This window comes from bacterium, from assembly GCA_019695305.1.
Classification (GTDB): domain Bacteria; phylum UBA10199; class UBA10199; order UBA10199; family JAIBAG01; genus JAIBAG01.
The window spans coordinates 1-23,236 of record JAIBAG010000003.1 but is presented as its reverse complement, the minus strand read 5'-3'; the positions used below and the strand labels follow the sequence as shown (position 1 = coordinate 23,236).

Sequence of the window (23,236 nt, the reverse complement as noted above, 5' to 3'; positions counted from 1 at the left end):
CCTTTTTTATTTGAGCAACACTCGAATAGGTTCAAAACTCTTCCGGTGCAAAATAGTTACTCCGTGTTCTGCTAAAGCTTTTTGATGGGCTTTAGTGCCATAGCCCTTATGAGAATCAAACTGGTACTGAGGAAATTGTCCGTGCAGTTCACGCATCAATCTATCGCGGGTTACCTTAGCTAAAATGGAAGCAGCACCAATAGTTTGCGATAAAGCATCGCCATCTATAATGGTGGTATGGGCCATATCAATATTGGGAGCCATATTCCCGTCTACCAATACATGTTGCGGCTTGGGCGTCATTTGTTCCAACGCATTTTTCATCGCTAACAAAGAAGCTTGTAAAATATTAATACTGTCTATAATTTGGGCGTCAATTAAGCTAATGCCATAACACAGCGCCTTGGAGATAATTACATCAAAAAGCTCTTCGCGTTTTTTGGGAGATAATTTTTTAGAATCGTTAATTTGAGGAATAACTTCGTAAGGCTTTAATACCACCGCCGCCGCACACACAGGCCCCGCCCATGCACCGCGACCCGCCTCATCAACGCCAGCCACAAGCGTAATTCCAGCATCCCATAATTTTTTTTCGTAAGTGAGTTTATCAGATGATAATTGTGGCAACACCATCTTCACCATCCACTCTCTACAATTCACTATTTACTTCTTCTTATGCAGGAACCGGCTCGGTTGTAGTATCAGCAGTACCGCTTACAATGCCACGTTCTTCGGCAAAAATGCGGGCTTTTTTACCTTGTAAATCTCTCAGGTAATACAAGCGCGAACGACGTACACGGCCGCTCATCACGACTTCAATTTTTTGAATAACAGGCGAGTATAAAGGAAACACACGTTCTACACCCACACCGTAAGAAACCTTACGCACAGTAAAAGTGGTACGGGCCTGAGCGCGATGGATGCGAATCACGGCACCCTGAAAAATTTGCACGCGTTCTTTATCGCCTTCTTTAATTTTTACGTGAATTTTTACAGTATCACCCGATTTAAACTGGGGGAATTGTTTAACGCCGTTGTATTTCTTTTCAATAAATTCGAGTGCTTGCATTAGTGTATCTCCTAGACCTGTTAGTCAGCGAGCATGAAATGCTCGGTGGCGTTACAGGCACTTATCCCCGAAGCGTAAGCTTAGGGGATTATTTTCATAAATCTAAAGTCCAAAAAGTCTGTCTAAAATAATGGCCACCGCCGAACGTACCGGCAGATGGTTGTACTCCGTTGGTCCGTTGATAGGTTCCAACACATGGTCTACCCCCTCAATCACTTGCGGGGCCAAGCCCCAGCCCGTCCCAAACAAAAAGAGAGTTGGACGCTCCGGGAGCCGTTGTTTTAAATCCTTGAAAGATATGGTTTTTGATAACCGCCTGGCCGATGTGGCCACCTTTAAAGGAGGCAGCTTGGTATCATGGCGCTTTTGTATTGTCAAACAAGTTTCCTCAATACTGGGGCTAATAAACAGCGTATCAAAGGCATCCTTACGGTCGGGGTTAAAAGCCGCCCCCTTACCCTCCTGCCAGTAGTTTTGAATGTAAAGCGACATGTTCTGCTGAGCCTGATTGGGCGTAATAATATAACACCCTGATATTCCATATGTTTTTGAGGTTCTTGCCAAGTCGTGGAGGTCAAAATTGGTAACCGAAGTGGTCACAATTTCGCCGTGTTTATTAAGAACCGGGTAATGAACAAGTCCAATGTAGTACATAAAGTTTAGGCCTTTTTATTCAGTAAATCCGGGCGTTTTTCGCGGGTCACCCTCAGCGACTCCTCTTTCCGCCACGCTTCAATTTGCGCATGGTTCCCCGAAAGCAGTACAGAGGGAACCTTGTGCCCTTCAAAATCTTCGGGACGTGTATAATGCGGATGCTCCAAAAGTCCATTCATATGGCTTTCGTTCACAGGCCCTTCTTCATCGCCAATCACACCGGGTATTAAACGACTCACGGCATCCACCACCACCATAGCCGCAAGTTCGCCACCGGTTACCACATAATCACCAATCGAAATTTCTTCATCCACGGTCAGTGTGATAGCCCGTTCATCCAAACCTTCGTAGCGTCCACAAATAAACAAAATATTGTGATACTTCTCTTTAAGTTCCCCCGCCACCGCCTGTTTAAAAACTCGCCCGCGCGGCGATAAAAAAATCACACGATCAATAGAAAATTTATTTTTAATATCTCGTACGGCGTTTACTACAACATCGGCTTTAAACACCATCCCGGCACCACCACCATACACACGATCGTCTACGCTTTTGTGCTTATCGGTAGCATAAGCCCGCAAGGCATGCGTGGTAATGTTAATAATGCCTTTTTCGGCAGCGCGTCCTAAAATACTGCCTTTAAAATATCCCTCTACAAGCTCAGGGAGCACGGTGAGCACATGAAAGTTCATTCTAGGCCCTCCGGAATATGCAAAATGACGATGTCACCCTCTACTTTTCTAATCCAGTCGGCTACATAGGGAATTAAAAAATCTCCTGTTTCTTTTTGAACGCTCAAAAACATATTTTTTCCATCCCCTTCTAATCCTTTTAACACGCCTCGGTCTAAACCATTTTCGTCTTTCACTTTTTTTCCAAACAAATCCTGCAGATAATATTCACCTGATTTTAATGGTTTGAGTAATTTCTCATCTACCAATAATTTAGCCTGACGCCACTTTTCAGATTCGGTCATCGAGTTAATTTCTACAAATTGAACCAGCACATGAGGAGACATCATTTTAAAGGTTTTGAGCGTTACTTCTTTTGTATTTCCTTCTAACTCCAGCTGATACTTTTTTCCTTTCACCAAATTTTCGCTTTGGGGATTATAAAGAAGTATCTTGAGTTCTCCTTTTAAACCGTGTTCGCGGTATATTTTTCCTAAAGGTATAAGGGCCATCTTTTTTCTTCTGCCTTCACCCCTCTCCCTAACCCTCCCCCCAAAGGGGGGAGGGAATGAAGAGAAAATCACATCTTAAAAAAAAATACCCCCGAGTGCCGGGGGTATTTTTTACTACTTAAGCTTTTTCCATATGGTTATTCAATAATTTCCAATACGGAACGTTTACGAATTTTTGTGCTAGCAGCACCCAAAATGGTGCGCAAGGCACGAGCGGTACGGCCTTGTTTTCCAATCACCTTACCTAAATCGTCCTTTGCAACTTTTAATTCCACAACTGTAGTCTGTTCGCCTTCCACTTCAGTCACTTCTACCTCTTCAGGTTTGTCCACCAAAGCTTTGGCCATCATTTCAACAAGTTCTTTCATAGTGCCTCCAATGTAATGAGAATGAACAAAAAACAAATTTTTATACCACCGCCTCCTAAAAAACGCAAAGCCTTACAAAAAGGCCAAAAACGCGTTTTTACGAGCGGGCTAAAATTTGTTTTACGGTTTGAGAAGGAACAGCACCCTGCTTTACCCAATGCTCAATACGATCTTTTTTGAAATCGCCTTTAGCATCCGGTTGCTTGGGGTTATAGGTTCCCAAAATTTCAAGATAGCGGCCATCACGGGGATATTCCTTATCGGCGGCCACTAAGCGGTAAAACGGTTTTTTCTTGGTCCCATGACGGGATAAACGAAGTACAACTGCCATATGTCACTCTATATTTCTATTGGCTCTAAACGTGATCAGTCACTCTCTACAGCCAATTTATATTAAATCAAAAAGGGATTTAATCCCTCTACTTTCCTAACAAACCTTTCAAAGCCCCCATCCCGCCTTTGGTGAACATCTTCATCATCTTCTGCATCTCACCAAATTCTTTTACCAGGCGGTTTACATCGGATACTTGTGTTCCGCTTCCTTTAGCAATGCGTAAACGGCGGTTGCCGTTTAAAATTTCGGGGCGCTTTCTTTCGGCCATCGTCATCGAATTAAGGATGGCCTCTTTTACTTTTAATTCAGCTTCGGCGCGGTCCATGTCCATTTTACCGGCCATGGCCTTCATGCCAGGTAAATAACCCATCAGGTTTTTTACCGAGCCCAGCTTTTTCATTTGCTTTAACTGCGTTCTAAAATCGTCTAAATCAAACTTATTCTTTTTTATTTTGCCCGCTAATTCCTGGGCTTCTTCCACGTTAACAATTTCTTGAGCTTTCTCAACCAAGCTTAATAAATCGCCACGGTCTAGCAAACGGTTTACCAATCTATCGGGGTCAAAGGCTTCAATCTCATCAAGCTTTTCACCCATCCCCATAAAATATACGGGGCATTGAGTAACATGCTGGATAGATAACACAGCACCACCTTTGGCATCGCCATCAAGTTTGGTTAACACCACACCATCAATTTTTAAAAGATCATCAAAAGCCTTGGTTACGCGAACAGCTTCCTGTCCTATCATCGCGTCGACAACAAACAAAACTTTGGGCGGATGCGGCAGTTTTTTGTGGAGACGTTTAAGTTCGTCCATCAGCGTATCATCCACATGCAAACGTCCCGCCGTATCTACCAAAACTACATCACATAAACTTCTTTCTGCTTCCTCTACTCCCCTTTTAGCTACTTTTACCGGATCATCTTGAGCCGTTGTGGGGTAAACAGGAACACCTAATTGGCCGCCCAATTTTTGGAGCTGCTCAATGGCGGCCGGACGCTGAATATCGGCCGGCACTAAATAAGGCCTCATGCCTTTCTTTTTTAACAAACCGGCCAGTTTTCCGGTGGTGGTTGTTTTGCCACTCCCCTGCAAACCAACCATAAGAATGATATGCGGGCTTTTACCTTCTAAAATAAAAGGTTTAGCTTTTTCTTTGAGGAGTCCAGCCAGCTCTTCGTGCACAATACGCAAAAATTCTTGCGCCGGCGTTAAGCTACCCAACACTTCCTGGCCCAAGGCCTTGGCTTTTACTTTTTCAAGGAACGCTTTCACTACGCCCACATGCACATCGGCCTCTAAAAGAGCCAAACGTACATCGCGCAATGCTACTTCTATGTTACTTTCGGTCAACCGCCCTTGGCCCCGTAACTTATTAAAAACATTAGTAAATTTCTCAGTTAACGAGTCCAGCATAGGGCGCACCAAAAGAGGGCGCACTTTATGAGATTTTTCCCTTAAAAGTCAAGGGTATTGTGGATAACATAGCCCCCGCCATTCATAGCGGAATCTACGGTTATTGAGAGTGTAGAATCGGCATTAATGATGCTTTGTCCCGACACCACCATGTAACTAATTCCAGAAGAAGCTAATGTAGAACTGATACTATCGCTTTGAGTGGCTAAAGGACCATCTAAACGAGTACCTCTATTATCGTTTTGAGCACTACGCAAATTAAGGCCTAAAAACTGAAAGCGATTATCGGGAGATGCGCCTGTATCGGATAAAAGAAGAGCGAGCGAAAAATTACCCATGAGGTCTTTAAATAAGCTTGTATCGCTTGAACCTAAAGCGGCATCTACAATGTTACTCATGCCAACTTTGTTGGTGGCTAACAAACTGCCAATAAGTTCGGCACCGTTTTGAGCACCGCTTAAATTTCCCAGCTCGGCTTGCTCGTATAAATAACGAATAAACAGATAAGAACCTCCGCGTTGCACCAAACTGGAACCACAGGTAAAGCAGGTACTATCGGTAGCATCTAAATACTGTGCCACGCGTGAAGGGTTTTCAATACCAGTTTCGGCCATAAAATGATCACTATCCATACTGTAAATATCTTCGGCTAAATGCGAAAGCCCCTCATTAAGATAGGACCGTTCCGAGGCTCCCGAATGTTCAAGAACATGTTGGTTATAATTAATCATGTGTTGAAATTCGTGAGGAGCAACCGACCCTAGCAAGTTAGCCTTGGCAAAACTGGTAGTAATGCGCACACCAAAACTGCCACTGGGATCGGGCACCATAGAGTATACAATTTCCATTTCGTTACTTGCGGGGTTCACACTATGAGAATACAAATCGGCGGCATAAAAGTAACCGGTAAGCATCCCACCACCGCTATAACCCAATTCGTTTACAGCCTGCGTGAGTAAAATTACAAAATGACCGTCGTTATTCACATCCGATTCTTCACCAAATAAATTTCTTTCGTCGGCCACATGGTCATCAAATCTGCCGTAAATCTGTTCAATTTCATCATCGCTTAAACTTGCTGCATTGCGGTTATCTACATACACATAAAAATTATTAGTCACGTAACGCAGGGTAGCGGTTACCGTAACGGTGCTAGAGCCCGAAATCGAACTAAGTACTTTAAAATTTTCTTCATCTCCTACTTCCGACTCGCGCGATACACTACGTGTATGAGCCTGAGTTGACATTGTTTCTTCATTTTCAAAACCTTCTTCTAAGGCACGCAAGGTTTCGTGAATATCTTCGCTCACGTCGTTTTGATTTTGGGCACGCGTTAAAGCTTGGCCGCTTAAGGAAGCACCCATTTCAAAACCGTAGGTAGAAGCCTCTTCAAAATCGTATGAAAAAAGCGCTATCGTGTAATTTTCAGTAGCATCCACTTCGTTAAAATGGGCAACGGCTCTAGACCCGTCAAGATCAAGCTCAGTGATCACTCCACCAATTTCCGACTGAGCCGTTGCCCCTCTCTCCTCGCCATCCCCACTTCCGGCAGCCCCTCCGCATGCCGAAAATAGACCCATTATAAGGATGACTAACCCGCTTTTTAAATTTTGCTTGATGGTGATGCTCGTTTTCATAAGCTCACTAAAAAGCAAGGCCAATGCCAACAAGGCAATAAATTAACCAATTAAAATCAAGTAGTTACAGGTGGGTAAAATAGAACACAGCGGGAATGTTAAATTTAAATATATACAAATTAAAAAACGAATACATATAAACAAAAAAGTTCACAAAACTTTAGCGACTTTATACTTGTTTTTGAAAACTATTTTAGTAAGGATGCGTTTTAATTTTCTTTTTACCGGGAAAGAAAGGAAAAGCTACAGGAGCCCCATATGGATAACAGCGATGATTCAATAAAAAAAGCAGTCACCAAACGTAAATTAGTAGATTTAAAAGCCGTCAGCAATTTAGCCGAAGAACACGGTGACGATGCCGCCAAAAATATGGGTTCGCAACTTAAGTTTAAGCCTAACGAAGAATTACTACAAGAAACCAGCCGCATTAAAAACCAGCGCGACCTTATCACAAAACGCCTCGACAAAATGAACCAGGCTAAAAGCCGCGTCTCAAAAACAGTTTTTGAAAAAGTATATCGCGACTATCGCTTACAGCTTGATGGTATCACAAAACTATTGCACGAAAAAAAGGAAGTGTTGGCTCGCGAGCTTGAATCGCTTTATGTTTTACGCGAAAAATGTGTACTGGAAGCCAATCGTCATAAGGAAATTTTGGAAGAAGCCCGCTTCCGTCATTTTTTAGAAGAATTTTCAGAAGAGCAATACAAAGAAGTAGAAAGTTTTGAAACCAAAGAAATTGAACGCTACCAAGCCGATTTAGCACAAATTCAAAGTTTTATGCGTATTCACGAGGAGCTTTTTGATGCGCAAGAATTAAAATATCCCAGTAAAACGGAAGAACCCCAATTGCCCGAACTAACGCCAGAACCCACTAAAACCGTTCCTCAAGCACCGGTGCAAGCGCCGTTAGCGAAACAAAATACTAATCACACACGTACTGTTATTCGCGAAAATGTTTCTGATGATTATTTAGATAAAACGCCTATTCCCTCTAAAAACGTAGAACGTGACGACTCCATTGCACAAAAAATTTTACCGGAAGATTTGCACAACAAAAGCGATGATTATTTTACTAGCGATCTTCCCGCCAAACCTGCTGCACCTCAAAAAGAACCTGAAAATATTTTTGATGTATTAGAAGACATGCCTATGTCTGCCGATGAAGTATCGGAAACGGTGTCAAAAGTAGAGGCCGAAAATACGCCCCTCCCTCCACGCGAGCAAACAAGCGAAAACTCCACATTGCCAGCTTCAAACTTTAAGCTTGTATTTATTGAAGCCGATGGCGACTTGGACATTTCGGAGTTTCCCATGAAGGACAATGTATCTATTGGACGCTCTCCTTCTAACGATTTAGTTCTTAATGCCCCCAAAGTGTCGCGCCAGCACGCCGCTATTAATAAATACAAAGACCAATACGTGATTATTGACCTTAAAAGCTCAAATGGGATCTTTGTTAATGGCCGCAAAGTGGACGAGCACACCTTAAACGAAGGCGATGAAATCACGGTGGGTGGCTTTAAAATGATCTTTAAAAAATCTTAAGCACTACTTGAGGTATTGACTTTATCACCTACACTCTGCTACCTTGAGGGCGTTCGTCCGTTTTTACTTATTTTACATATACATCCAAGGTTTGCATGAAACAAATTTTAGCGTTTATTATAACGTGCTCTCTTATATTATCTCCTTACCTAGCAATGGCTACCGACCCTGTATTGCTCGATTCAAATTTAGAGGTCACTGTATATAGTTATAAAAAGGAAGCCGGCTTTACCGCTGTAGAAATTGGTTTTACCAATACTTCCGATAAGTACGTACCGCTTAATGCTCAAGAAATTTATTTAAACGACGAAGGCAAATACTCGTTGGCCCTTCTTAAAAAAGATGACGTTCAAAGTCTTTCCGAAAAGCATGGTAATTTTTCGGCAGCTCCTCTTATATTAGGCACCGTATTAGGTATTAGCGGTATTGCCGTGGGCTCTTCTAATAGCGATGTATCGCGTGGATTGCTCATAGCCGCCTTGGGCATGGGGGGTGTTTTTGTTATTTCTAAAACTCTGGAAGCATCGGCTAAAAACAACAAACTTATTACCTTTGAGGGCAATTCGTTAAACACAGTTGATAAAATTCCTCCCGGCATGACTCTGGGCGGTTTTTTATATTTCCCCAAAGCAAAAAAACCAGTGAGCATTTCTATTATAAAAAAGCACGGCAGCGAAAAGGTGGATATTGGCTTAGGCAAAGTAGCTAAAGCACGGCATTATCCAAAAGGAGCATAATACATGACAACAAAACACAAACTTGCCGCAATTCTTTTGGCCCTCTTACTTGTTAGCAGCTTTTCATCACCGGCCCATGCTTCAAAGCGTAAATTAGGTGATGGCATTCTAATTATTCATAACGTTCATTTAAATGAAACGGTGGCTGTTAATTACCGCAACTTTTTTGGTTACGACAGAAACGCTTTAAAACAAATTGCTAGTGTCCTGCGGTGCCGTAAAACCAACGAAGCCCATAAGATGAGACCACAGCTGATAGAATTGGTGGATGAAATAGCCGACCACTTTGGGTCTCAGGATGTTTATGTGGTATCGGGATACCGTAGCCCCGAATTTAATTTAAGCTTATGGAAGTCAGGGCATCATGTTTCTAAAGATTCTCCGCACATGTATGGCCAAGCCATGGATATCCGGATCCCGGGAGTTTCTCCCGAAGCCATTCGAGATTATGCACGCGCCTTAAACCGAGGCGGTGTTGGGTATTACAAAAGTAACGCCTTTGTACATGTAGATGTGGGTGTAAAACAGTATTGGGCGGAAAATTAAGCTAAAACAGAATATGCCCGACGGGGGTCTTGATAGCTGGAGCGGAATTGAGAAGCAATGCTCTGCCCCAGTTTTTTAACTTCGTCTTTCACATCTTGTGAACCTGTATTTCCAAATACAATCTTTAAATCTTTTTGAGAGGCTGCCGAGGAAATTCCTTTAAAAAAATCGGATTTTTGAAGTGCCAAACGGGAAAAACCAGGATTACTTCTTAAAAAATCTTCGGTAATGGGACTTGCAGAACCCAGGGCATTTTTAGTTTGGTCGGCTAATACATCGGCTAAAAATTGATCACTGTTAAAAGCATCGGCGGTTGACGGATTAGATAAATTATATTCGGGATGATCGGTTAAAAATCGGGCAACCGAACGGATATTGGTATCCGCCGATGAAGCCACTACTAAGTTGGCCAAATCCTGATTGTCTTCAAAGAAACTCTGATCATAACTCCCTGAACCCACCAACTCATCGGCTCGTTGCGCAATATAACTGTTAAAGGCTTCTTGACTAGCAACATGATCTACCGTGTTTTTAAAAGCCTCCGCCAAATCAGTTCGGTTAGTGTGAGTGTTGTAAGTGTTTACCACATCAGGATTATTATAAAGATAAATAGCAACCTCATGATGATCTTTTAAAAAGGCAGCGTCATTTAGAGGCGAGTCTTCCTCAAATAGTGCTGCCGTTTTTTGGGCCACACTGTCCAGTAAATCGTTTGCTGTTTCGGTGGCACTGGACACCAAAATAGCCGCATTATTTTCGTCTTCATTGACAATATCGCGAATACCACCCGTATTGAGTGATATTAAAGATGATAATACTGAGGAACTTTTTAATTTTTCAATAGTAATAGATTTTTTAGCATCGCTATTGAGTGTATTAAAAGCCGTTTCCGCCACTATATCGCTTAAATCTTTTCGCGAACTGATGTCCTTTTTACCAAGCAGCTTAGTGGCCTCATCCGATTGGCTAATAACATACAATAAATCCTTATTTTCACTCACAAACTTATTTTTATCCTGCTCCGAATATACGCGGCTTTTATCTAACGCTAAATTTTGAGGTGGTAAACCGGTAGCACGCCCTAAAGAAGATTTAAGAAAATCCGTTCCTTTGAGCTTGAGGGAAGAATTATCCGTTGATCTTTTGATCTTTTGATTGGCTAACACAGCCTTGGGGCTAAACCCCGGTTTAAACTCAATACCATCCATAGACACTGCCCTCTAGTAACTTATTACGGCATGGCTTGAGGAAAACTTGAGGATTATTTTTAGGGAGGATCTTATTTTAATCGTTTAAAAGAAAAAGAACGGGTTTGATCGTCTATAATATGAAGTGTAATTATAATATTAAAGTAATACTTTAATTCTTCTATCTTATCACCCCATTCTATAACAGCTATATTATTCTCATTAAACATATCTAAAAAGTCGCATTGTTCAAATTCCCGAGCACTATTAAGACGATACAAATCAAAATGAAGGAGTTTTTTTTGTTGGGGCAAGGGATACTCTTGAAGCAGGGTAAAAGTAGGAGACGTAACAAGTACATCCGGATCCCCGCCTAAACCTTGATATAAACCGCGTGTAAAGGTAGTTTTACCGGCACCCAAATCACCCACTAAACCCACCACATCGCCTGGTTTTAGATTTAATGCCCAACGCGCGGCCAAAGCCTCGGTTTCTTCATCAGAAGAGCTTGTTTCTTTTAATTCCATAATAAACTTTCTGAAACGCTTTAATCATATCGGTCGCTAAGGCCACACGGCTGTTGAAGGTTTCGCCGGCCAGCCCGTGATAATAAACCGCCGCCGCTACCCCTAGAGGGTTTAAACCATGTTCACACAAAATACCACCTATTAAACCCGATAACACATCCCCCTGACCCGCTGTAGCCATGGCCGGGCTGCCTGTGGGGTTTACAAAAACCTTCCCATCTGGAAAGGCAATAAGCGTACGAAAACCTTTTAACAAAACAATCACACCCTTTTCCACTGCAAATTTGCGAGCCACAGCAAGCCTGTTATTTTGCACATAAGCTGTGCTTTTACCCGCCAAGCGCGCCATTTCGGCCGGATGCGGTGTAAGAACAGTAATCCCTTTTCTTCTTTGAAGCACAAAAACACAAGACGCCAAAGAATTTAAACCATCCGCATCAATTAAAAGAGGGCCTGGGTAAGACTTTAAAAAGGATCGAACAAAAGAGAGCGAAACTGTACCCATGCCAAGGCCTAATATTACCATTTTGGCATTTTTTACAATTTGCAGCACAGGCTTGAGCGAAACCAAACCAAAAAAACCATTCTTATCGGGAACCGGAGCATACATAATCTCAAGGGCCTTGGGATCAATTTTTGCAAAAGCTTTTTTGGGCAAAACCAATGTAGACAAGCCACTACCAGCCGCAAGCCCCGCCAAAGATGTCATTGAGCCAGCCCCCATCTTAAAGGGTGAACCTGCCACCACAAACAAATGACCCATAGTTCCTTTATGGACATCCCTCTTTCTTTTTTGAGTAAAATCAGAAAAATCAGAATGCTCCATCAAATATTCTTTAATTGGAATATTTGTTTTCTTAACATTTATAAGCCCTATCTTTTTTAAAACCAAGTCACCCACATACTCGTGCGCTTTTAAAAAATAAAATCCGGTTTTGGGATATTCAAGCGTAATAGTGGTATTGGCCTTAAAGGCCACTCCCAAAACTTTACCCGTTGTAGCATCTAGCCCCGACGGGATATCCAGAGCCACCTTATAACCGGGGCATTTATTGATATACCTTACCAGGCGAGCCGCGTCACCCTTAAGCGGGCGCGACAAGCCTGTGCCAAAAAGTGCATCCAACACCAAGGTATGCTTGTCACTTTTAAATGAGATATTTGAATTTAAGGATTGAACCAAAACAGGTATTTTTTTGTTAGCTAAAAGCTGCGCCACAATACGCCCATCTCCCCCATTGTTTCCGGGCCCACACAACACAATCACTTTATGAATAGATTGGCTACGAATGATAGGAAGAAGAGCTTCAAAAACAGCCTTTCCAGCTCGTTTCATCAGCACTTTCACGGGTGTGTTTTTGAGGGTAGCGGCATCAAGGCTCCGCATTTGGTCTCTATTTAAGAGAGGAATCATGATAGTTTGCGGAGTATCTTTTGAATTTCATTAATGGCTTTTTCTAGCCCCACAAAAACTGCGCGCCCTACAATGCTATGGCCAATATTATATTCTTCTATTTGAGTAATTTTTGTAAGCGCTCCTAAATTGTGCGTATCAAGCCCATGACCTGCAAATACTTCAAGACCTAAACTCTCGGCCAAAAGCGAAGCCTGTTTTAAATCATCCCATTTCTTTTTCCATTTTCTCTTTAAAAAAGCATGCGCATAGGTCCCTGTGTGAAACTCAATAGCCCTGGCTCTTACTTTATAAGCAAGAAGCACTTGTTTGGCATTTGGATCAATAAACAAACTGGTCCGTATTTTAGCCTTATTTAATTTTTTAATAAGAGAGGCAATCACTTTTGTTTTTTTTCTTAAATCAAGGCCACCCTCGGTAGTAATTTCCTGACGTTTTTCTGGGACCAAGGTTACCGTATGGGGCTTATGCTTTAGCGCTATACGCACCATTTCGGGTGTAGCCGCCATTTCAAGATTAACCGGAAGTATTTTTTTGCGCGTAATTTCGGCCAAATCGCTATCCAAAATATGGCGCCGGTCTTCACGCAAATGGATGGTCACTTGAGACACTTTACATTTTTTTAGTGTTGTTAGAGCTTGGGCAGGATGAGGGAAAAAACCCTTACGCGCCTCACGTAGAGTGGCGATATGATCGATGTTAACACCTAAGCGGGGAATTCTCTTCTTTTTCATACATGCTCTTTTATGCAGCTTGATAAACGCTCAAGATTAGCTTTTACTTTATCCTCATTTTCCCCTTCAATCATCACGCGCAATAAAGGCTCTGTGCCCGAATACCTCAGCACCACACGCCCCGTACCATTTAGGTTTTTTTCCACTTCGGCCAGCACCTTTTTAACAGGAGCAATGCTATCTAAATCTTTTCTATTTTTAACTTCTATATTTTGGATAAGTTGAGGAAACACAGGCATTTGATGGGCTAGCTCCGATAGTGGTTTACCCTGCCTTATCATACTGGCCAACACTTGAAGCGCACCAATCATCCCATCACCCGTGGTAGATACGTCGGCAAAAATAAGATGACCCGAAGGCTCACCACCCAAGGAATAACCAGACTTACGCATTACTTCCATGATAAAACGGTCACCAACGGCCGTGCGAATAAACTTCATATTATTTTTACGCAAAAAAACTTCCAACCCCATATTGCTCATCACGGTTCCTACTACCGTGTTTTGACTTAAAGTTCCCATGGAGGCTTTCTCTAAAGCGCAGAGCGCCAAAATACGATCACCATCCACTATTTGTCCTTTCTCGTCGCACAAAATAACACGGTCGGCATCACCATCTAAAGCAATTCCAATATGAGCCCCCTCTTGTTTAACTATGTTAGACAAGTTCTCAGGATGAAGAGCGCCACATTTATCGTTAATATTTACACCATTTGGCTTTACACCCAAAGAAATAACCTCGGCATCCATTTCCTGAAACACAAGAGGACCAATTTTATAAGCAGCCCCGTTGGCACAATCGATTACCACTTTAAGCCCTCTTAAATCGAGATTTTTGGGGAAAGTAGATTTTAAAAATTCGGCATAACGACCAGTAGCATCTTCCACACGAATTGCTCGGCCAATGTTGCTTCCGGTAGGATTTAAAGATTCGTCATGTTTTGACGCTACAAAATCTTCCATTTGCTTTTCAATATCGTCTGGCAATTTAAAACCCTTGTTGTCAAAAAACTTAATCCCATTATCCTGAAAATTATTGTGTGAAGCCGAAATTACAATACCAGCATCAGCGCGCATGGCATTAATTAAAAATGCAATACCCGGTGTAGGAAGCGGCCCTGTTAAAATAGCTTGAGACCCCATCGAACTAATACCCGCCGATAAGGCATACTCAAACATGTAACTTGAGCGCCGCGTATCCTTACCAATCACAATACGGCCCCCTCCCTTTTTACGGGCAAAATAAAAAGCTATCGCTTGCCCCAAACGTAAGGCCACGTCGGGAGTCATGGGGTATTTATTGGCAATCCCCCTTACACCATCGGTTCCAAACAATTTATTCATAATAATTCCCCCTCTAAGGTAGCATAAATCTTACATAGAGCCGCAGTTTCTTTAACATCGTGCGTACGAATATACATCGGTTTATCACGTAACATATACGCGGTAACAGCTAAACTTCCATTCAAACGATTCTCAGGATTTTCCTCACCCATTAAACGTCCAATAAAGTTTTTGCGAGACACCCCTATCATAAGCGGAAAACCCATAGCATTGAATTGATTTAAATTTTTTACCAGCAAAAGATTATGTTCATAAGCTTTAGCAAAACCAAAACCAGGATCCACAATAATCTGCTCCTTTTTTACACCTTTAGAGGCTGCCTTTGCAATTCTTGTTTCAAGTTCTTTTATGGTGTCGTCTATAAAATTATCATAAGCTATCTGGTGCTGCATGGTATCGGGAGTGCCCCGTGAATGCATAACAACACCCAAAACACCAGTTTTAGCCACCACAGAGGCCATGGCATCATCAAACTCAAAGCCACTCACATCGTTAATCATGCTAGCGCCCAAGCTTACGGCTTCACGGGCTACAGCACTTCTACGGGTATCTACACTAATCTTTATATCAACATTTTTACAAATGGCTTCAAGTGCAGGTAAAACACGACTCATTTCTTCATCTGAACTTATAGCAACTGCCCCCGGGCGAGTAGACTCTCCACCAATATCAATCCAGGAAGCACCACTATTTTTCATGAATAAAGCCTGCTTCACACACTCGTCTGCAGCACTCACACGGCTCCCTTTATAAAAGGAATCGGGAGTCGTATTGATAATGCCCATAATCTGAGGGGCATAGATGCTCATGAAGTGCTAGGCCTTTGTAGGTTCGGGATTAATAGGAAGCGGTGTATGAACCTTGCTTTCTCTTTTAACATCCGTGGGCATGTTTTGATCGAGCGGCACCGATTTAGGAACAGGAGGCAATTTTTCACCCCTAATCACACGATCAATTTGATCGCCATCAAGGCTCTCGTATTCTAATAAAGCCAATGCCAACGCATGGAGGTTTTGAATATTATCGGAAAGAATCTTTTTAGAACGATTGTAATTGGTCATCACAATCTTTTTTACTTCGTTGTCAATAACCACGGAAGTAGATTCGGAATAATCCTGGTGTTGCCCAATTTCACGTCCCAAAAATATTTGTTCTTCTTTCTTGCCAAAAGACATAGGCCCCAATATTTCGCTCATACCCCACTCACACACCATACGGCGAGCCATGTCGGTAGCACGTTCAATATCATTACCGGCACCAGAAGTAATTTCATTAAAAATGAGTTCTTCGGCAATACGTCCACCCATTAAAATAGAAATGAGATCTTCTGAATATTTTTTAGATTGAGTGTATTTATCTTTTTCGGGCAACTGCTGAGTGACGCCCAAGGCCATACCACGAGGTATAATGGTAACCTTATGCACAGGATCGGTTCCAGGAATCATTTTAGCCACCAAAGTATGGCCAGCTTCGTGATAGGCGGTAATTTTCTTTTCTTCATCGCTAATTATCATACTGCGTCGCTCGGCACCCATAATAACCTTGTCTTTGGCCATTTCCATATCAAACTGGTTTACCGACTTTTTGTTTTTTCTTGCTGCATACAGTGCCGCTTCGTTCACCAAATTTTCCAAATCGGCCCCACAAAAACCCGGTGTACCACGGGCTATGTGCATTAAATCTACATCCGAATCGAGCGGCACTTTGCGTACATGAATACGTAAAATCTGCTCGCGACCTTTTAAATCGGGACGCGGCACCACCACACGACGGTCAAAACGACCAGGACGCAACAAAGCAGGATCTAAAACATCCGGACGGTTTGTGGCGGCAATCATGATCACACCTTCGTTACTTTCAAAACCATCCATTTCAACTAGCAATTGATTTAAGGTTTGCTCACGCTCGTCATGCCCACCACCCAAACCAGCACCACGATGACGGCCTACAGCATCAATTTCGTCTATAAAAATAATACAGGGTGCATGCTTTTTACCCTGTTCAAATAAATCACGTACACGCGAAGCGCCAACTCCCACAAACATTTCAACAAAATCACTACCCGAAATACTGAAAAATGGAACGCCGGCTTCACCAGCAATAGCACGCGCCAGCAAGGTTTTACCAGTTCCCGGAGGCCCCATAAGCAATACACCTTTGGGAATACGCCCTCCCAGCTTGGTAAATTTATGGGGTTCTTTTAAAAATTCGATAATCTCGTGCAGTTCTTCCTTAGCTTCTTCAATACCAGCTACATCTTTAAAGGTAACTTTGCGCTGAGTTTCATTTAATAAGCGAGCCTTCGACTTGCCAAACGATAAAGCCTTTCCACCACCCACCTGAATTTGGCGCATAAAAAAGAAAAAGAACGCAAATAAAAACAAAATGGGGAGCCACGAAAAAAGAAGTTGTTGCCAAAAAGAATTTTCTTCCTGTTTTTTAAATTCAACTCTAACGTTTTTTTGCCCAAGCAACTCTAAAACCTTTTCACTATTAAGCGGCCCTAAAGTAGTAAAGTAACCACCAGAATTAAATTGGTTTTTGTATTTGCCTAAATATTGAGAGCCTTCAATGGTTACTTCTTCCACCTCGTCATTTTGAACGGCTTGAGTAAATTCGCTAAAACTAACTTCTTTGCTAGTGGGCGTTTTGGAACTGTAAAAATGAACAGCATAGAGGGAAAGCAACAGTAAAACAACCCAGAGGGCCAATGATTTTTGTGTTTGTTTCAAGACAGACTCCTTAATATTAAAAACTGGATTAAAAATAGCGGAATTAAAGGCTTTTTTCAATATCTTTTAGCCATTTATCAATAAATTACCCTATGCCTTAATTACCCCTTTGTCTAGGGCTACACTCATTTTTTTTTACAATGAGAGCCTTCCCAGGTAGTTTGGGCAAGGCATAGCGGGCATCAATTTCTACCCCCACTAAAGCAAGCAGCTTGGAATCGGCCCCATAAAGTGCCAATACTTTTTGTTTTTGAAAGGCTGAAAATCCTTTTTTTGCCAAATAGTCCTTTATTTTCTGTGGGTTACGCCTGCCATAGGGAATAAAACGTTCTCCTGGCTGCCAAGGCTTAAGGATAAGTGGAAATGAAACTTTTTGAGCGTCTAAATAAAGAGAGTGTGGAGACAAGCGCACAACCTTCTTTTCAAATAATTCTATATTTTCATAACACCCAAGCCCCGGTAATACGGCTGGTTCTGGCCCTTTTTTGCAAAAAGATTTTTGTGTTACAAAGTAAAAAGTTTTCCCCTCACTGAGCAGTAGCAATGATCCAAACGGCATAGCCACACTGCGTGAGGCCTTTAAAACTTTCTCAATTTGCAGGTAATTTTTTTGAGACAACTCCCGCTTTTCGTTCATATTAGCTATCAAGCGGCGAATGATAGAAAAACGAACAGCTTGGTTCTGTCTAAAAAAATTGATTTTAGAAATAATGTTTTTATTTTTTAAAAACTGGTCCGTTTTTTTACGGATAGTCTGTTCGTTTTTTTGAGCTGTTTTAATAGCATGTAAAATTTTCTTCTTCTCAATAGAACTCATGGAACCCACCACCTGATGCCGCACACGATTACGCAAATAAGCCGCTGTAGCATTGGAGGAGTCTTCAACAAATAATACATGGTGAGCACTTCCGTAAGTACGAATTTTTTTACGGGAAAAATTTAGGAGCGGCCTATAGATGCTAAAATGATTATAAAAAGTGACAGGCCACATACAAGCAAGCCCCCGTTCGCCGGCGCCACGCTGTTGTCGTATGGTATAGGTTTCTAGCTGGTCATCCTGATGATGCGCTAAAAAAACAGCCCCGTCTTTCTGTTGAGAAAATTTCTTTGAAAAATATGCCAGACGGACCTCGCGCGCTCTTTCTTGCACCGAAGATCCCTTTTTAAGAGGGCTATCTACTACTGTGAGTTTATCCTTAAAAAAATCCGCCATATTTCGAACATGGGCTTCGTCACGATTTGATTCGTCTCCTCTTAAATGAAAGTTGAAATGGATAATTTCGTAATTGAGCTTCAAAACTGGTTTTAGCTGATGCAGCAAATGCCACAATACCATGGAGTCGGCCCCACCCGAAACGCCCACTACAAAAGGTTTGCCATGCTCAAATTTGTATTTTTTTAAAAAATGTATGAGAGACTGTTGCACCAATTCCTCTTTTAAGCATATTGAACGCCTAAAGGCTTTAACACCCCGCGTTATCTTTTTTTCTTTGACACTTTAGCAATAATTGACCATGAATTTAAAGTGAGTAAAAAACTTAAAATTTTGGTCATTGATCCCAATTTAGTTCACCACCATCTGTATCAAAAATTGGCTCAAGACAATTCCAAATACAGTTTTGATTTTTGCTCCAAGCTTTCGGAGGGGATGGATTTTTTAGAAAAGAAAAATTACCATCTTATTTTAGCCGAAAACTTTTTTACCACCAACAATTCTCACGACTGGATTAGCGATATCCGTAAACAGGGACATCATCAGCCTTTGCTTATTATCACGCATTATAAAAATGACAAGCTTACCATCGACACCCTTAAATATGCGGTGGAAGATTATCACTACAAAACGCAAGATACGATGGATAAACTCCCTCATATTTTGGACAACGCCTATAAAAAAAGTAAAAAACACAAACAGAAACAAAGCACCATGTCTAGGCTTGGAACTTTGGAACGCATTACCAAAAACTTTAGAAACTTGGTTGATACGGTAAACCGTCCCGCACAGGCCCTCTACAATCAGCCCGCTACTCAAAAACAAATTAGAAATATTGAAAAGGAAGTTGAAAAACTAAAAAGTACGCTTAAAAACTTTTTATTTGATTAAGCAATTCCTGAAGTAACCTTGTTTCTACCGTTAGCCTTAGACTCGTATAAAAATTTATCCGCTTTTTCAATAAATGCTGTAGCATCGGGCATCGATTCATGAAGTTCGGTAACACCCAGTGAAATGGTAACGTTCACTTCTTTACCATCAAATAAAAAAGGATGACGAGAAATCATCACACGAATACGTTCGGCCAAATTAGCCGCGTTTTTTTCGTCGGTATCACGTAAAATAAGAACAAATTCTTCTCCTCCATAGCGCGCAAAAATATCGTCGGTACGGATTATTTTGGTAATAAGCTGGCTTACCTTTTTAAGAACAGCATCTCCCGCAATATGGCCATAGGTATCGTTTAGCTTTTTAAAATGATCAATATCAAACATGATAAGCGATAACACCCGCTTTTTGCGTTTGGAAAAGTTAAATTCTTCGTTTAAACGCTCCAAAAAATAACGTTTGTTATGAATTTCGCACACCGGATCCATAACACCCATCTCGTAGCGTTTTTTCTCGGATAAACTTTGCGATTCATCCAAATAACTAAGTTCAAAAATGGTGTTGCGAGAAATTTGAATTTTGTCGCCATCTGCCAAAGCCTGACGGGTTACTTTGGAACCGTTCACATGCGTCCCATTAGTAGAAGCTAAATCTTCCACTGTTACCTGATTATTATTGACGTAAATTTTAAAATGCTTGCGCGAAATAGCAATGTCTTCAATACGCAAATCGGCCTCTTGCGAGCGGCCTACCACCATCTCCGCTTTATCAAGTGCATAAATTTGACCCAAGCGAGAGCCTTTTACTATAGTAAAATAGGGCTTTTTATCACCATCATCCAAACGGCCAATGGTGGTCACTACAGTTTCATCTACTGTTTTTTCGGTGCTCATGGTGTTATTGCTTTTAAAGTAAGGGCAAGTTCTTTATTTTCGCCCGGGCTTAAAACCAAACTCTGATTTAAAGCCTCATACCCCTCCATCACAAGGGTAATATTAACTGTGGTTAAAGGCACAATCTTTTTATCCACATACGGCGTTACCCCCGTTTCCTGTCCATTGACTATAACACGCGCACCCGGGGGTTGCGAATCAATTTCTAGAGCGGCATAATTTTTTTCAAGACGGCCAAAAACCTTAAGGGTTTCCCCTCCCCTAATATGTACTTTTTGAGAGCTAAAAATATACCCTTCCATAAAAAATCCTACATCTACGTCTTTATCGTTAGGTAATTGAGAAATTTCGGCCGGGGTTAACTGCCCCCAATCCATATTATTGATATAAACCTTGGCGCCAACAGGATCACTCTCTACAAACACACTGCCAAATTGAGGAATTTTTTTGGTAAGCTTAATTTCTTCCTCCCGGGTTTCCTTTTTTTCCAGCACATACTCCCTATCTTCCTCCACATAATTATCAAGAGACGCCTCTACATGAAACTTTTCACCACTCTCATATTCAATGGTATAAACACCTGCTTCCCCCTTTATTGTTTTACCATTTAGTTTTACACGCGCCTCTAAAGGACTAACATTAAGAACCAAATGGGCACGGTTTAAATAGGCTATAAAAGCTCCCGCACTCCACGCTAAAAAAACAAGTGTGGCAAGAGCAACCGCACCTGCACCACCCCACTTTAAAGCATTTTTAAGCCTTAATACTCCAACCTGTTTGCTAAAAGTTTTAGCTGTAATCTCAACCTTTTTATTAGGAGTTGCTTTAAGCTCATTTTTAAGATTGGGAACTTCCTGGGGCAAATCCTTTTCATCGGCTTCGGGTCCAAAATAGGTGTATAAAAACTGGGCTACACGTAGGGGTTTAAAATCGGGATAGTGTTTGAGTAAAAAACGATTAAGCTCAGACGCCATTTGGGAGGCTGTGGAATAACGTAAAAAACGAAAACGACGCAGGGCCTTTTTAAGTATTTTTACCAAATCAGGGGGGATATCCTCTCTAAACTCAAGAGGCGAAACAAACGCGGCCCGCCTAACGGCCTTGATAGTATCTTGGTTGGTTTTCTTTTTAAAGAGCCGGTTTTGGGTCAGTAGTTCCCACAATAAAATACCCGACGAAAAAATATCGGAACGCCTATCAATTTTTTCGCCATGCGTCTGTTCGGGAGACATGTAGGCAAACTTTCCCTTTAAAACACCCGATTCGGTTTGATTGAGTTTATCAAGAGATTTGGCCACGCCAAAATCTATAATTTTAACCGTACCCGAATACGATACAATGATGTTTTGGGGAGAAATATCGCGATGCACCACTCCAAGAGGCTTTCCAGAAGCATCTGTTTTATTATGGATATAATCGAGGCCCTTGCAGGCTTCAATCATACAATACACCAAAATATCGATAGGTATTTCTTCTCCACGCTCCTTAAAATGCCGTAAAATTTGCCCCAGGGTTTTACCATCCACATATTCCATCACTATAAAATAGTCTTTTCCGGCTTTACCCAGGTCGTAAACTTGTGCAATATTGCCATGATTGAAATGAACGGCAATTTTAGCCTCGTCAATCAGCATATCCACATATTCGGGTTGGGAAGAAATGTGGGGAAGGATGCGTTTGATAACAACCAAACGCTCAATACCACCCGGATCGGAAGTTTTGGCCTTATAAATTTGGGCCATGCCACCGTGGGCTATTTTTTCGAGGATAAGATAATCCCCCAGCTTGAGTTCTTGCTCGGCCATAGAAAGGGCCATCATACTGGGTTAAGCTGTCAAAACAAAGTGTTTTTAAAAAGGATATTTGTTTAACAAGCCATGGGTAAATTTTTTAAATTTTCTTTTTTTGCCATTCTTTTTGCGGCAAGCCTTATGTTTTTTGATTTGCCCAATATGGGACTGCTTCTTTATAAAAATCCAAAAACTACAGCCTTTATGGGGGAATATTTAGATAAACGAGACAAAAACAATGCACTGCCTCCCCTCAAACAAACCTATATACCCTATTCTAGTATCGCCTCATCCATTAAGGCGGCTGTATTAATTGGGGAAGACGACACTTTTTTTGAGCACGAGGGTTTTAACTGGGTTGAAATAGAAAAAGCTTTTAAAAAGAACATAAAGGCCAAAAAATATAAGCGTGGCGCCTCTACTATTTCACAACAACTTGTTAAAAATCTGTATCTCTCACGCAAAAAAAGTATTTGGCGCAAATTACATGAATGGATGCTAACCATTCAAATGGAACATACCTTGCCTAAAAAACGAATTTTGGAATTATATTTAAACTATATTGAATGGGGTGAAGGGATATACGGCGTACAAGAAGCTGCTCGCCATTACTTTAACACTGATGCTTCTAAATTAAGCCGCGAACAAGCCGCGTATTTAGCCGCCATCATTCCAAACCCGGTAGTTTATGGGAGTGGGAAAAAGCCAAAAACAGTATCTTTGCGCACCAATATTATTCTGTCACGCTTATCAAGAGGTGATTATATTTTAGATACAGCCGATAAAAAGAATTAAACGCACGCTATTTCCCCTTCCCCTCCCTTATGTACCTGGCACTTTAAAAGCAAAGTCTCAAAATTAGTATCAGCAGTCTCATTTTGAAACATCAAATGAGACTCCCTGGGTTCAATAAGCAAGTGCACCACTTAGAATAGATGAGTATTCTGAGTGGATATGGGTAAAAACTACTATCAATTTACTTTAATTGAACGAGAAACGATCGCGATTTTAAAGGCTAGGGG

The 23,236-nt window shown here is 41.5% G+C and carries 24 protein-coding genes; 5 read left to right on the top strand and 19 right to left on the bottom strand.

Annotated elements, in window-relative coordinates; genetic code table 11:
• Nucleotides 1-6: 6 nt before the first annotated feature.
• The 9 genes from K1X76_02445 to K1X76_02405 form a co-directional block, all read right to left on the bottom strand.
• Complete coding sequence (locus K1X76_02445) at nucleotides 7-633, bottom strand: ribonuclease HII (GenBank protein MBX7147920.1); 627 nt, start codon at nucleotides 631-633, stop codon at nucleotides 7-9.
• A 40-nt stretch (nucleotides 634-673) separates the two neighbouring features.
• Nucleotides 674-1,069, bottom strand: a complete 396-nt coding sequence (gene rplS, locus K1X76_02440) for a 50S ribosomal protein L19 (GenBank protein ID MBX7147919.1) — start codon at nucleotides 1,067-1,069, stop codon at nucleotides 674-676.
• 102 nt (nucleotides 1,070-1,171) lie between these two features.
• Nucleotides 1,172-1,723, bottom strand: a complete 552-nt coding sequence (locus K1X76_02435; protein ID MBX7147918.1) for an RNA methyltransferase — start codon at nucleotides 1,721-1,723, stop codon at nucleotides 1,172-1,174.
• Between the two features lie 5 nt (nucleotides 1,724-1,728).
• Nucleotides 1,729-2,415: a tRNA (guanosine(37)-N1)-methyltransferase TrmD gene (gene trmD, locus K1X76_02430; GenBank protein ID MBX7147917.1), complete on the bottom strand. Its 687-nt coding sequence runs from the start codon at nucleotides 2,413-2,415 to the stop codon at nucleotides 1,729-1,731.
• On the bottom strand, nucleotides 2,412-2,906 hold the full coding sequence (gene rimM, locus K1X76_02425; protein MBX7147916.1) for a ribosome maturation factor RimM: 495 nt from the start codon (nucleotides 2,904-2,906) through the stop codon (nucleotides 2,412-2,414). The genes trmD and rimM overlap by 4 nt, the downstream gene beginning before the upstream one ends.
• A 137-nt stretch (nucleotides 2,907-3,043) precedes the next feature.
• Nucleotides 3,044-3,274 carry a KH domain-containing protein gene (locus K1X76_02420; GenBank protein MBX7147915.1) on the bottom strand — a complete coding sequence of 77 codons (231 nt, stop codon included), beginning with the start codon at nucleotides 3,272-3,274 and terminating at the stop codon, nucleotides 3,044-3,046.
• Nucleotides 3,275-3,371: 97 nt separating this feature from the next.
• The gene (rpsP, locus tag K1X76_02415) at nucleotides 3,372-3,605 is read right to left on the bottom strand and encodes a 30S ribosomal protein S16 (protein ID MBX7147914.1); all 234 of its coding nucleotides are present in this window, start codon (nucleotides 3,603-3,605) and stop codon (nucleotides 3,372-3,374) included.
• Between the two features lie 88 nt (nucleotides 3,606-3,693).
• Complete coding sequence (gene ffh / locus K1X76_02410) at nucleotides 3,694-5,025, bottom strand: signal recognition particle protein (GenBank protein MBX7147913.1); 1,332 nt, start codon at nucleotides 5,023-5,025, stop codon at nucleotides 3,694-3,696.
• A 41-nt stretch (nucleotides 5,026-5,066) separates the two neighbouring features.
• Nucleotides 5,067-6,662, bottom strand: a complete 1,596-nt coding sequence (locus tag K1X76_02405; GenBank protein ID MBX7147912.1) for a hypothetical protein — start codon at nucleotides 6,660-6,662, stop codon at nucleotides 5,067-5,069.
• Nucleotides 6,663-6,920: 258 nt separating this feature from the next.
• Between K1X76_02405 and K1X76_02400 the strand changes: the two genes are divergently transcribed.
• The 3 genes from K1X76_02400 (at nucleotide 6,921) to K1X76_02390 (ending at nucleotide 9,493) form a co-directional block, all read left to right on the top strand.
• Entirely contained in the window at nucleotides 6,921-8,210 is a 1,290-nt protein-coding gene (locus K1X76_02400) for an FHA domain-containing protein (protein MBX7147911.1), read from the top strand.
• A 95-nt stretch (nucleotides 8,211-8,305) separates the two neighbouring features.
• Nucleotides 8,306-8,947: a hypothetical protein gene (locus K1X76_02395; protein MBX7147910.1), complete on the top strand. Its 642-nt coding sequence runs from the start codon at nucleotides 8,306-8,308 to the stop codon at nucleotides 8,945-8,947.
• Nucleotides 8,948-8,950: 3 nt separating this feature from the next.
• The gene (locus K1X76_02390; protein ID MBX7147909.1) at nucleotides 8,951-9,493 is read left to right on the top strand and encodes a DUF882 domain-containing protein; all 543 of its coding nucleotides are present in this window, start codon (nucleotides 8,951-8,953) and stop codon (nucleotides 9,491-9,493) included.
• Here the strand turns inward: K1X76_02390 and K1X76_02385 are convergent.
• The 8 genes from K1X76_02385 to tilS all read right to left on the bottom strand — a co-directional run bounded on the left by K1X76_02385 (nucleotide 9,490) and on the right by tilS (nucleotide 18,856).
• Nucleotides 9,490-10,701, bottom strand: coding sequence for a hypothetical protein (locus tag K1X76_02385; protein ID MBX7147908.1), 1,212 nt, complete (start codon nucleotides 10,699-10,701; stop codon nucleotides 9,490-9,492). The genes K1X76_02390 and K1X76_02385 overlap by 4 nt on opposite strands.
• A gap of 71 nt (nucleotides 10,702-10,772) precedes the next feature.
• The gene (gene tsaE, locus K1X76_02380; GenBank protein ID MBX7147907.1) at nucleotides 10,773-11,207 is read right to left on the bottom strand and encodes a tRNA (adenosine(37)-N6)-threonylcarbamoyltransferase complex ATPase subunit type 1 TsaE; all 435 of its coding nucleotides are present in this window, start codon (nucleotides 11,205-11,207) and stop codon (nucleotides 10,773-10,775) included.
• Nucleotides 11,179-12,594, bottom strand: coding sequence for an NAD(P)H-hydrate dehydratase (locus K1X76_02375; protein ID MBX7147906.1), 1,416 nt, complete (start codon nucleotides 12,592-12,594; stop codon nucleotides 11,179-11,181). Before K1X76_02375 ends, tsaE begins: the two co-directional genes overlap by 29 nt.
• Nucleotides 12,595-12,617: 23 nt before the next feature.
• Nucleotides 12,618-13,355, bottom strand: a complete 738-nt coding sequence (locus K1X76_02370) for a pyridoxine 5'-phosphate synthase (protein ID MBX7147905.1) — start codon at nucleotides 13,353-13,355, stop codon at nucleotides 12,618-12,620.
• Nucleotides 13,352-14,698, bottom strand: coding sequence for a phosphoglucosamine mutase (gene glmM, locus K1X76_02365; protein MBX7147904.1), 1,347 nt, complete (start codon nucleotides 14,696-14,698; stop codon nucleotides 13,352-13,354). Before glmM ends, K1X76_02370 begins: the two co-directional genes overlap by 4 nt.
• Entirely contained in the window at nucleotides 14,695-15,507 is an 813-nt protein-coding gene (folP, locus tag K1X76_02360) for a dihydropteroate synthase (protein MBX7147903.1), read from the bottom strand. Before folP ends, glmM begins: the two co-directional genes overlap by 4 nt.
• A gap of 6 nt (nucleotides 15,508-15,513) precedes the next feature.
• On the bottom strand, nucleotides 15,514-17,430 hold the full coding sequence (gene ftsH / locus K1X76_02355; protein MBX7147902.1) for an ATP-dependent zinc metalloprotease FtsH: 1,917 nt from the start codon (nucleotides 17,428-17,430) through the stop codon (nucleotides 15,514-15,516).
• A 97-nt stretch (nucleotides 17,431-17,527) separates the two neighbouring features.
• Nucleotides 17,528-18,856 (bottom strand): tRNA lysidine(34) synthetase TilS, encoded by a 1,329-nt coding sequence (gene tilS / locus K1X76_02350; protein ID MBX7147901.1) that lies wholly within the window; start codon nucleotides 18,854-18,856, stop codon nucleotides 17,528-17,530.
• Nucleotides 18,857-18,955: 99 nt separating this feature from the next.
• Between tilS and K1X76_02345 the strand changes: the two genes are divergently transcribed.
• Nucleotides 18,956-19,534, top strand: a complete 579-nt coding sequence (locus K1X76_02345; GenBank protein MBX7147900.1) for a hypothetical protein — start codon at nucleotides 18,956-18,958, stop codon at nucleotides 19,532-19,534.
• Here K1X76_02345 and K1X76_02340 read toward each other — a convergent pair.
• Nucleotides 19,531-20,424, bottom strand: a complete 894-nt coding sequence (locus K1X76_02340; protein MBX7147899.1) for a diguanylate cyclase — start codon at nucleotides 20,422-20,424, stop codon at nucleotides 19,531-19,533. The two genes, K1X76_02345 and K1X76_02340, sit on opposite strands and share 4 nt — an antisense overlap.
• A complete protein-coding gene (locus tag K1X76_02335; GenBank protein ID MBX7147898.1) occupies nucleotides 20,421-22,244 on the bottom strand; it encodes a protein kinase in 1,824 nt (607 codons plus the stop codon). The genes K1X76_02340 and K1X76_02335 overlap by 4 nt, the downstream gene beginning before the upstream one ends.
• 57 nt (nucleotides 22,245-22,301) lie before the next feature.
• Here K1X76_02335 and mtgA point away from each other — a divergent pair, with 57 nt between their 5' ends.
• Nucleotides 22,302-23,009, top strand: coding sequence for a monofunctional biosynthetic peptidoglycan transglycosylase (gene mtgA / locus K1X76_02330; GenBank protein MBX7147897.1), 708 nt, complete (start codon nucleotides 22,302-22,304; stop codon nucleotides 23,007-23,009).
• Nucleotides 23,010-23,236 lie beyond the last annotated feature (227 nt).

What these genes read in the sequence shown, in the direction of transcription:
- mtgA (MBX7147897.1), top strand. Translation starts at nt 22,302, where the DNA reads ATGGGTAAATTTTTTAAATTTTCTTTTTTTGCCATTCTTTTTGCGGCA.
- trmD (MBX7147917.1), bottom strand. Translation starts at nt 2,415, where the DNA reads ATGAACTTTCATGTGCTCACCGTGCTCCCTGAGCTTGTAGAGGGATAT.
- folP (MBX7147903.1), bottom strand. Translation starts at nt 15,507, where the DNA reads ATGAGCATCTATGCCCCTCAGATTATGGGCATTATCAATACGACTCCC.
- K1X76_02395 (MBX7147910.1), top strand. Translation starts at nt 8,306, where the DNA reads ATGAAACAAATTTTAGCGTTTATTATAACGTGCTCTCTTATATTATCT.
- K1X76_02335 (MBX7147898.1), bottom strand. Translation starts at nt 22,244, where the DNA reads ATGATGGCCCTTTCTATGGCCGAGCAAGAACTCAAGCTGGGGGATTAT.
- K1X76_02370 (MBX7147905.1), bottom strand. Translation starts at nt 13,355, where the DNA reads ATGAAAAAGAAGAGAATTCCCCGCTTAGGTGTTAACATCGATCATATC.
- K1X76_02420 (MBX7147915.1), bottom strand. Translation starts at nt 3,274, where the DNA reads ATGAAAGAACTTGTTGAAATGATGGCCAAAGCTTTGGTGGACAAACCT.
- K1X76_02390 (MBX7147909.1), top strand. Translation starts at nt 8,951, where the DNA reads ATGACAACAAAACACAAACTTGCCGCAATTCTTTTGGCCCTCTTACTT.
- glmM (MBX7147904.1), bottom strand. Translation starts at nt 14,698, where the DNA reads ATGAATAAATTGTTTGGAACCGATGGTGTAAGGGGGATTGCCAATAAA.
- K1X76_02385 (MBX7147908.1), bottom strand. Translation starts at nt 10,701, where the DNA reads ATGGATGGTATTGAGTTTAAACCGGGGTTTAGCCCCAAGGCTGTGTTA.
- K1X76_02445 (MBX7147920.1), bottom strand. Translation starts at nt 633, where the DNA reads ATGGTGTTGCCACAATTATCATCTGATAAACTCACTTACGAAAAAAAA.
- ffh (MBX7147913.1), bottom strand. Translation starts at nt 5,025, where the DNA reads ATGCTGGACTCGTTAACTGAGAAATTTACTAATGTTTTTAATAAGTTA.
- K1X76_02400 (MBX7147911.1), top strand. Translation starts at nt 6,921, where the DNA reads ATGGATAACAGCGATGATTCAATAAAAAAAGCAGTCACCAAACGTAAA.
- K1X76_02340 (MBX7147899.1), bottom strand. Translation starts at nt 20,424, where the DNA reads ATGAGCACCGAAAAAACAGTAGATGAAACTGTAGTGACCACCATTGGC.
- rplS (MBX7147919.1), bottom strand. Translation starts at nt 1,069, where the DNA reads ATGCAAGCACTCGAATTTATTGAAAAGAAATACAACGGCGTTAAACAA.
- K1X76_02435 (MBX7147918.1), bottom strand. Translation starts at nt 1,723, where the DNA reads ATGTACTACATTGGACTTGTTCATTACCCGGTTCTTAATAAACACGGC.
- K1X76_02405 (MBX7147912.1), bottom strand. Translation starts at nt 6,662, where the DNA reads ATGAAAACGAGCATCACCATCAAGCAAAATTTAAAAAGCGGGTTAGTC.
- K1X76_02375 (MBX7147906.1), bottom strand. Translation starts at nt 12,594, where the DNA reads ATGCGGAGCCTTGATGCCGCTACCCTCAAAAACACACCCGTGAAAGTG.
- rpsP (MBX7147914.1), bottom strand. Translation starts at nt 3,605, where the DNA reads ATGGCAGTTGTACTTCGTTTATCCCGTCATGGGACCAAGAAAAAACCG.
- tsaE (MBX7147907.1), bottom strand. Translation starts at nt 11,207, where the DNA reads ATGGAATTAAAAGAAACAAGCTCTTCTGATGAAGAAACCGAGGCTTTG.
- rimM (MBX7147916.1), bottom strand. Translation starts at nt 2,906, where the DNA reads ATGGCCCTTATACCTTTAGGAAAAATATACCGCGAACACGGTTTAAAA.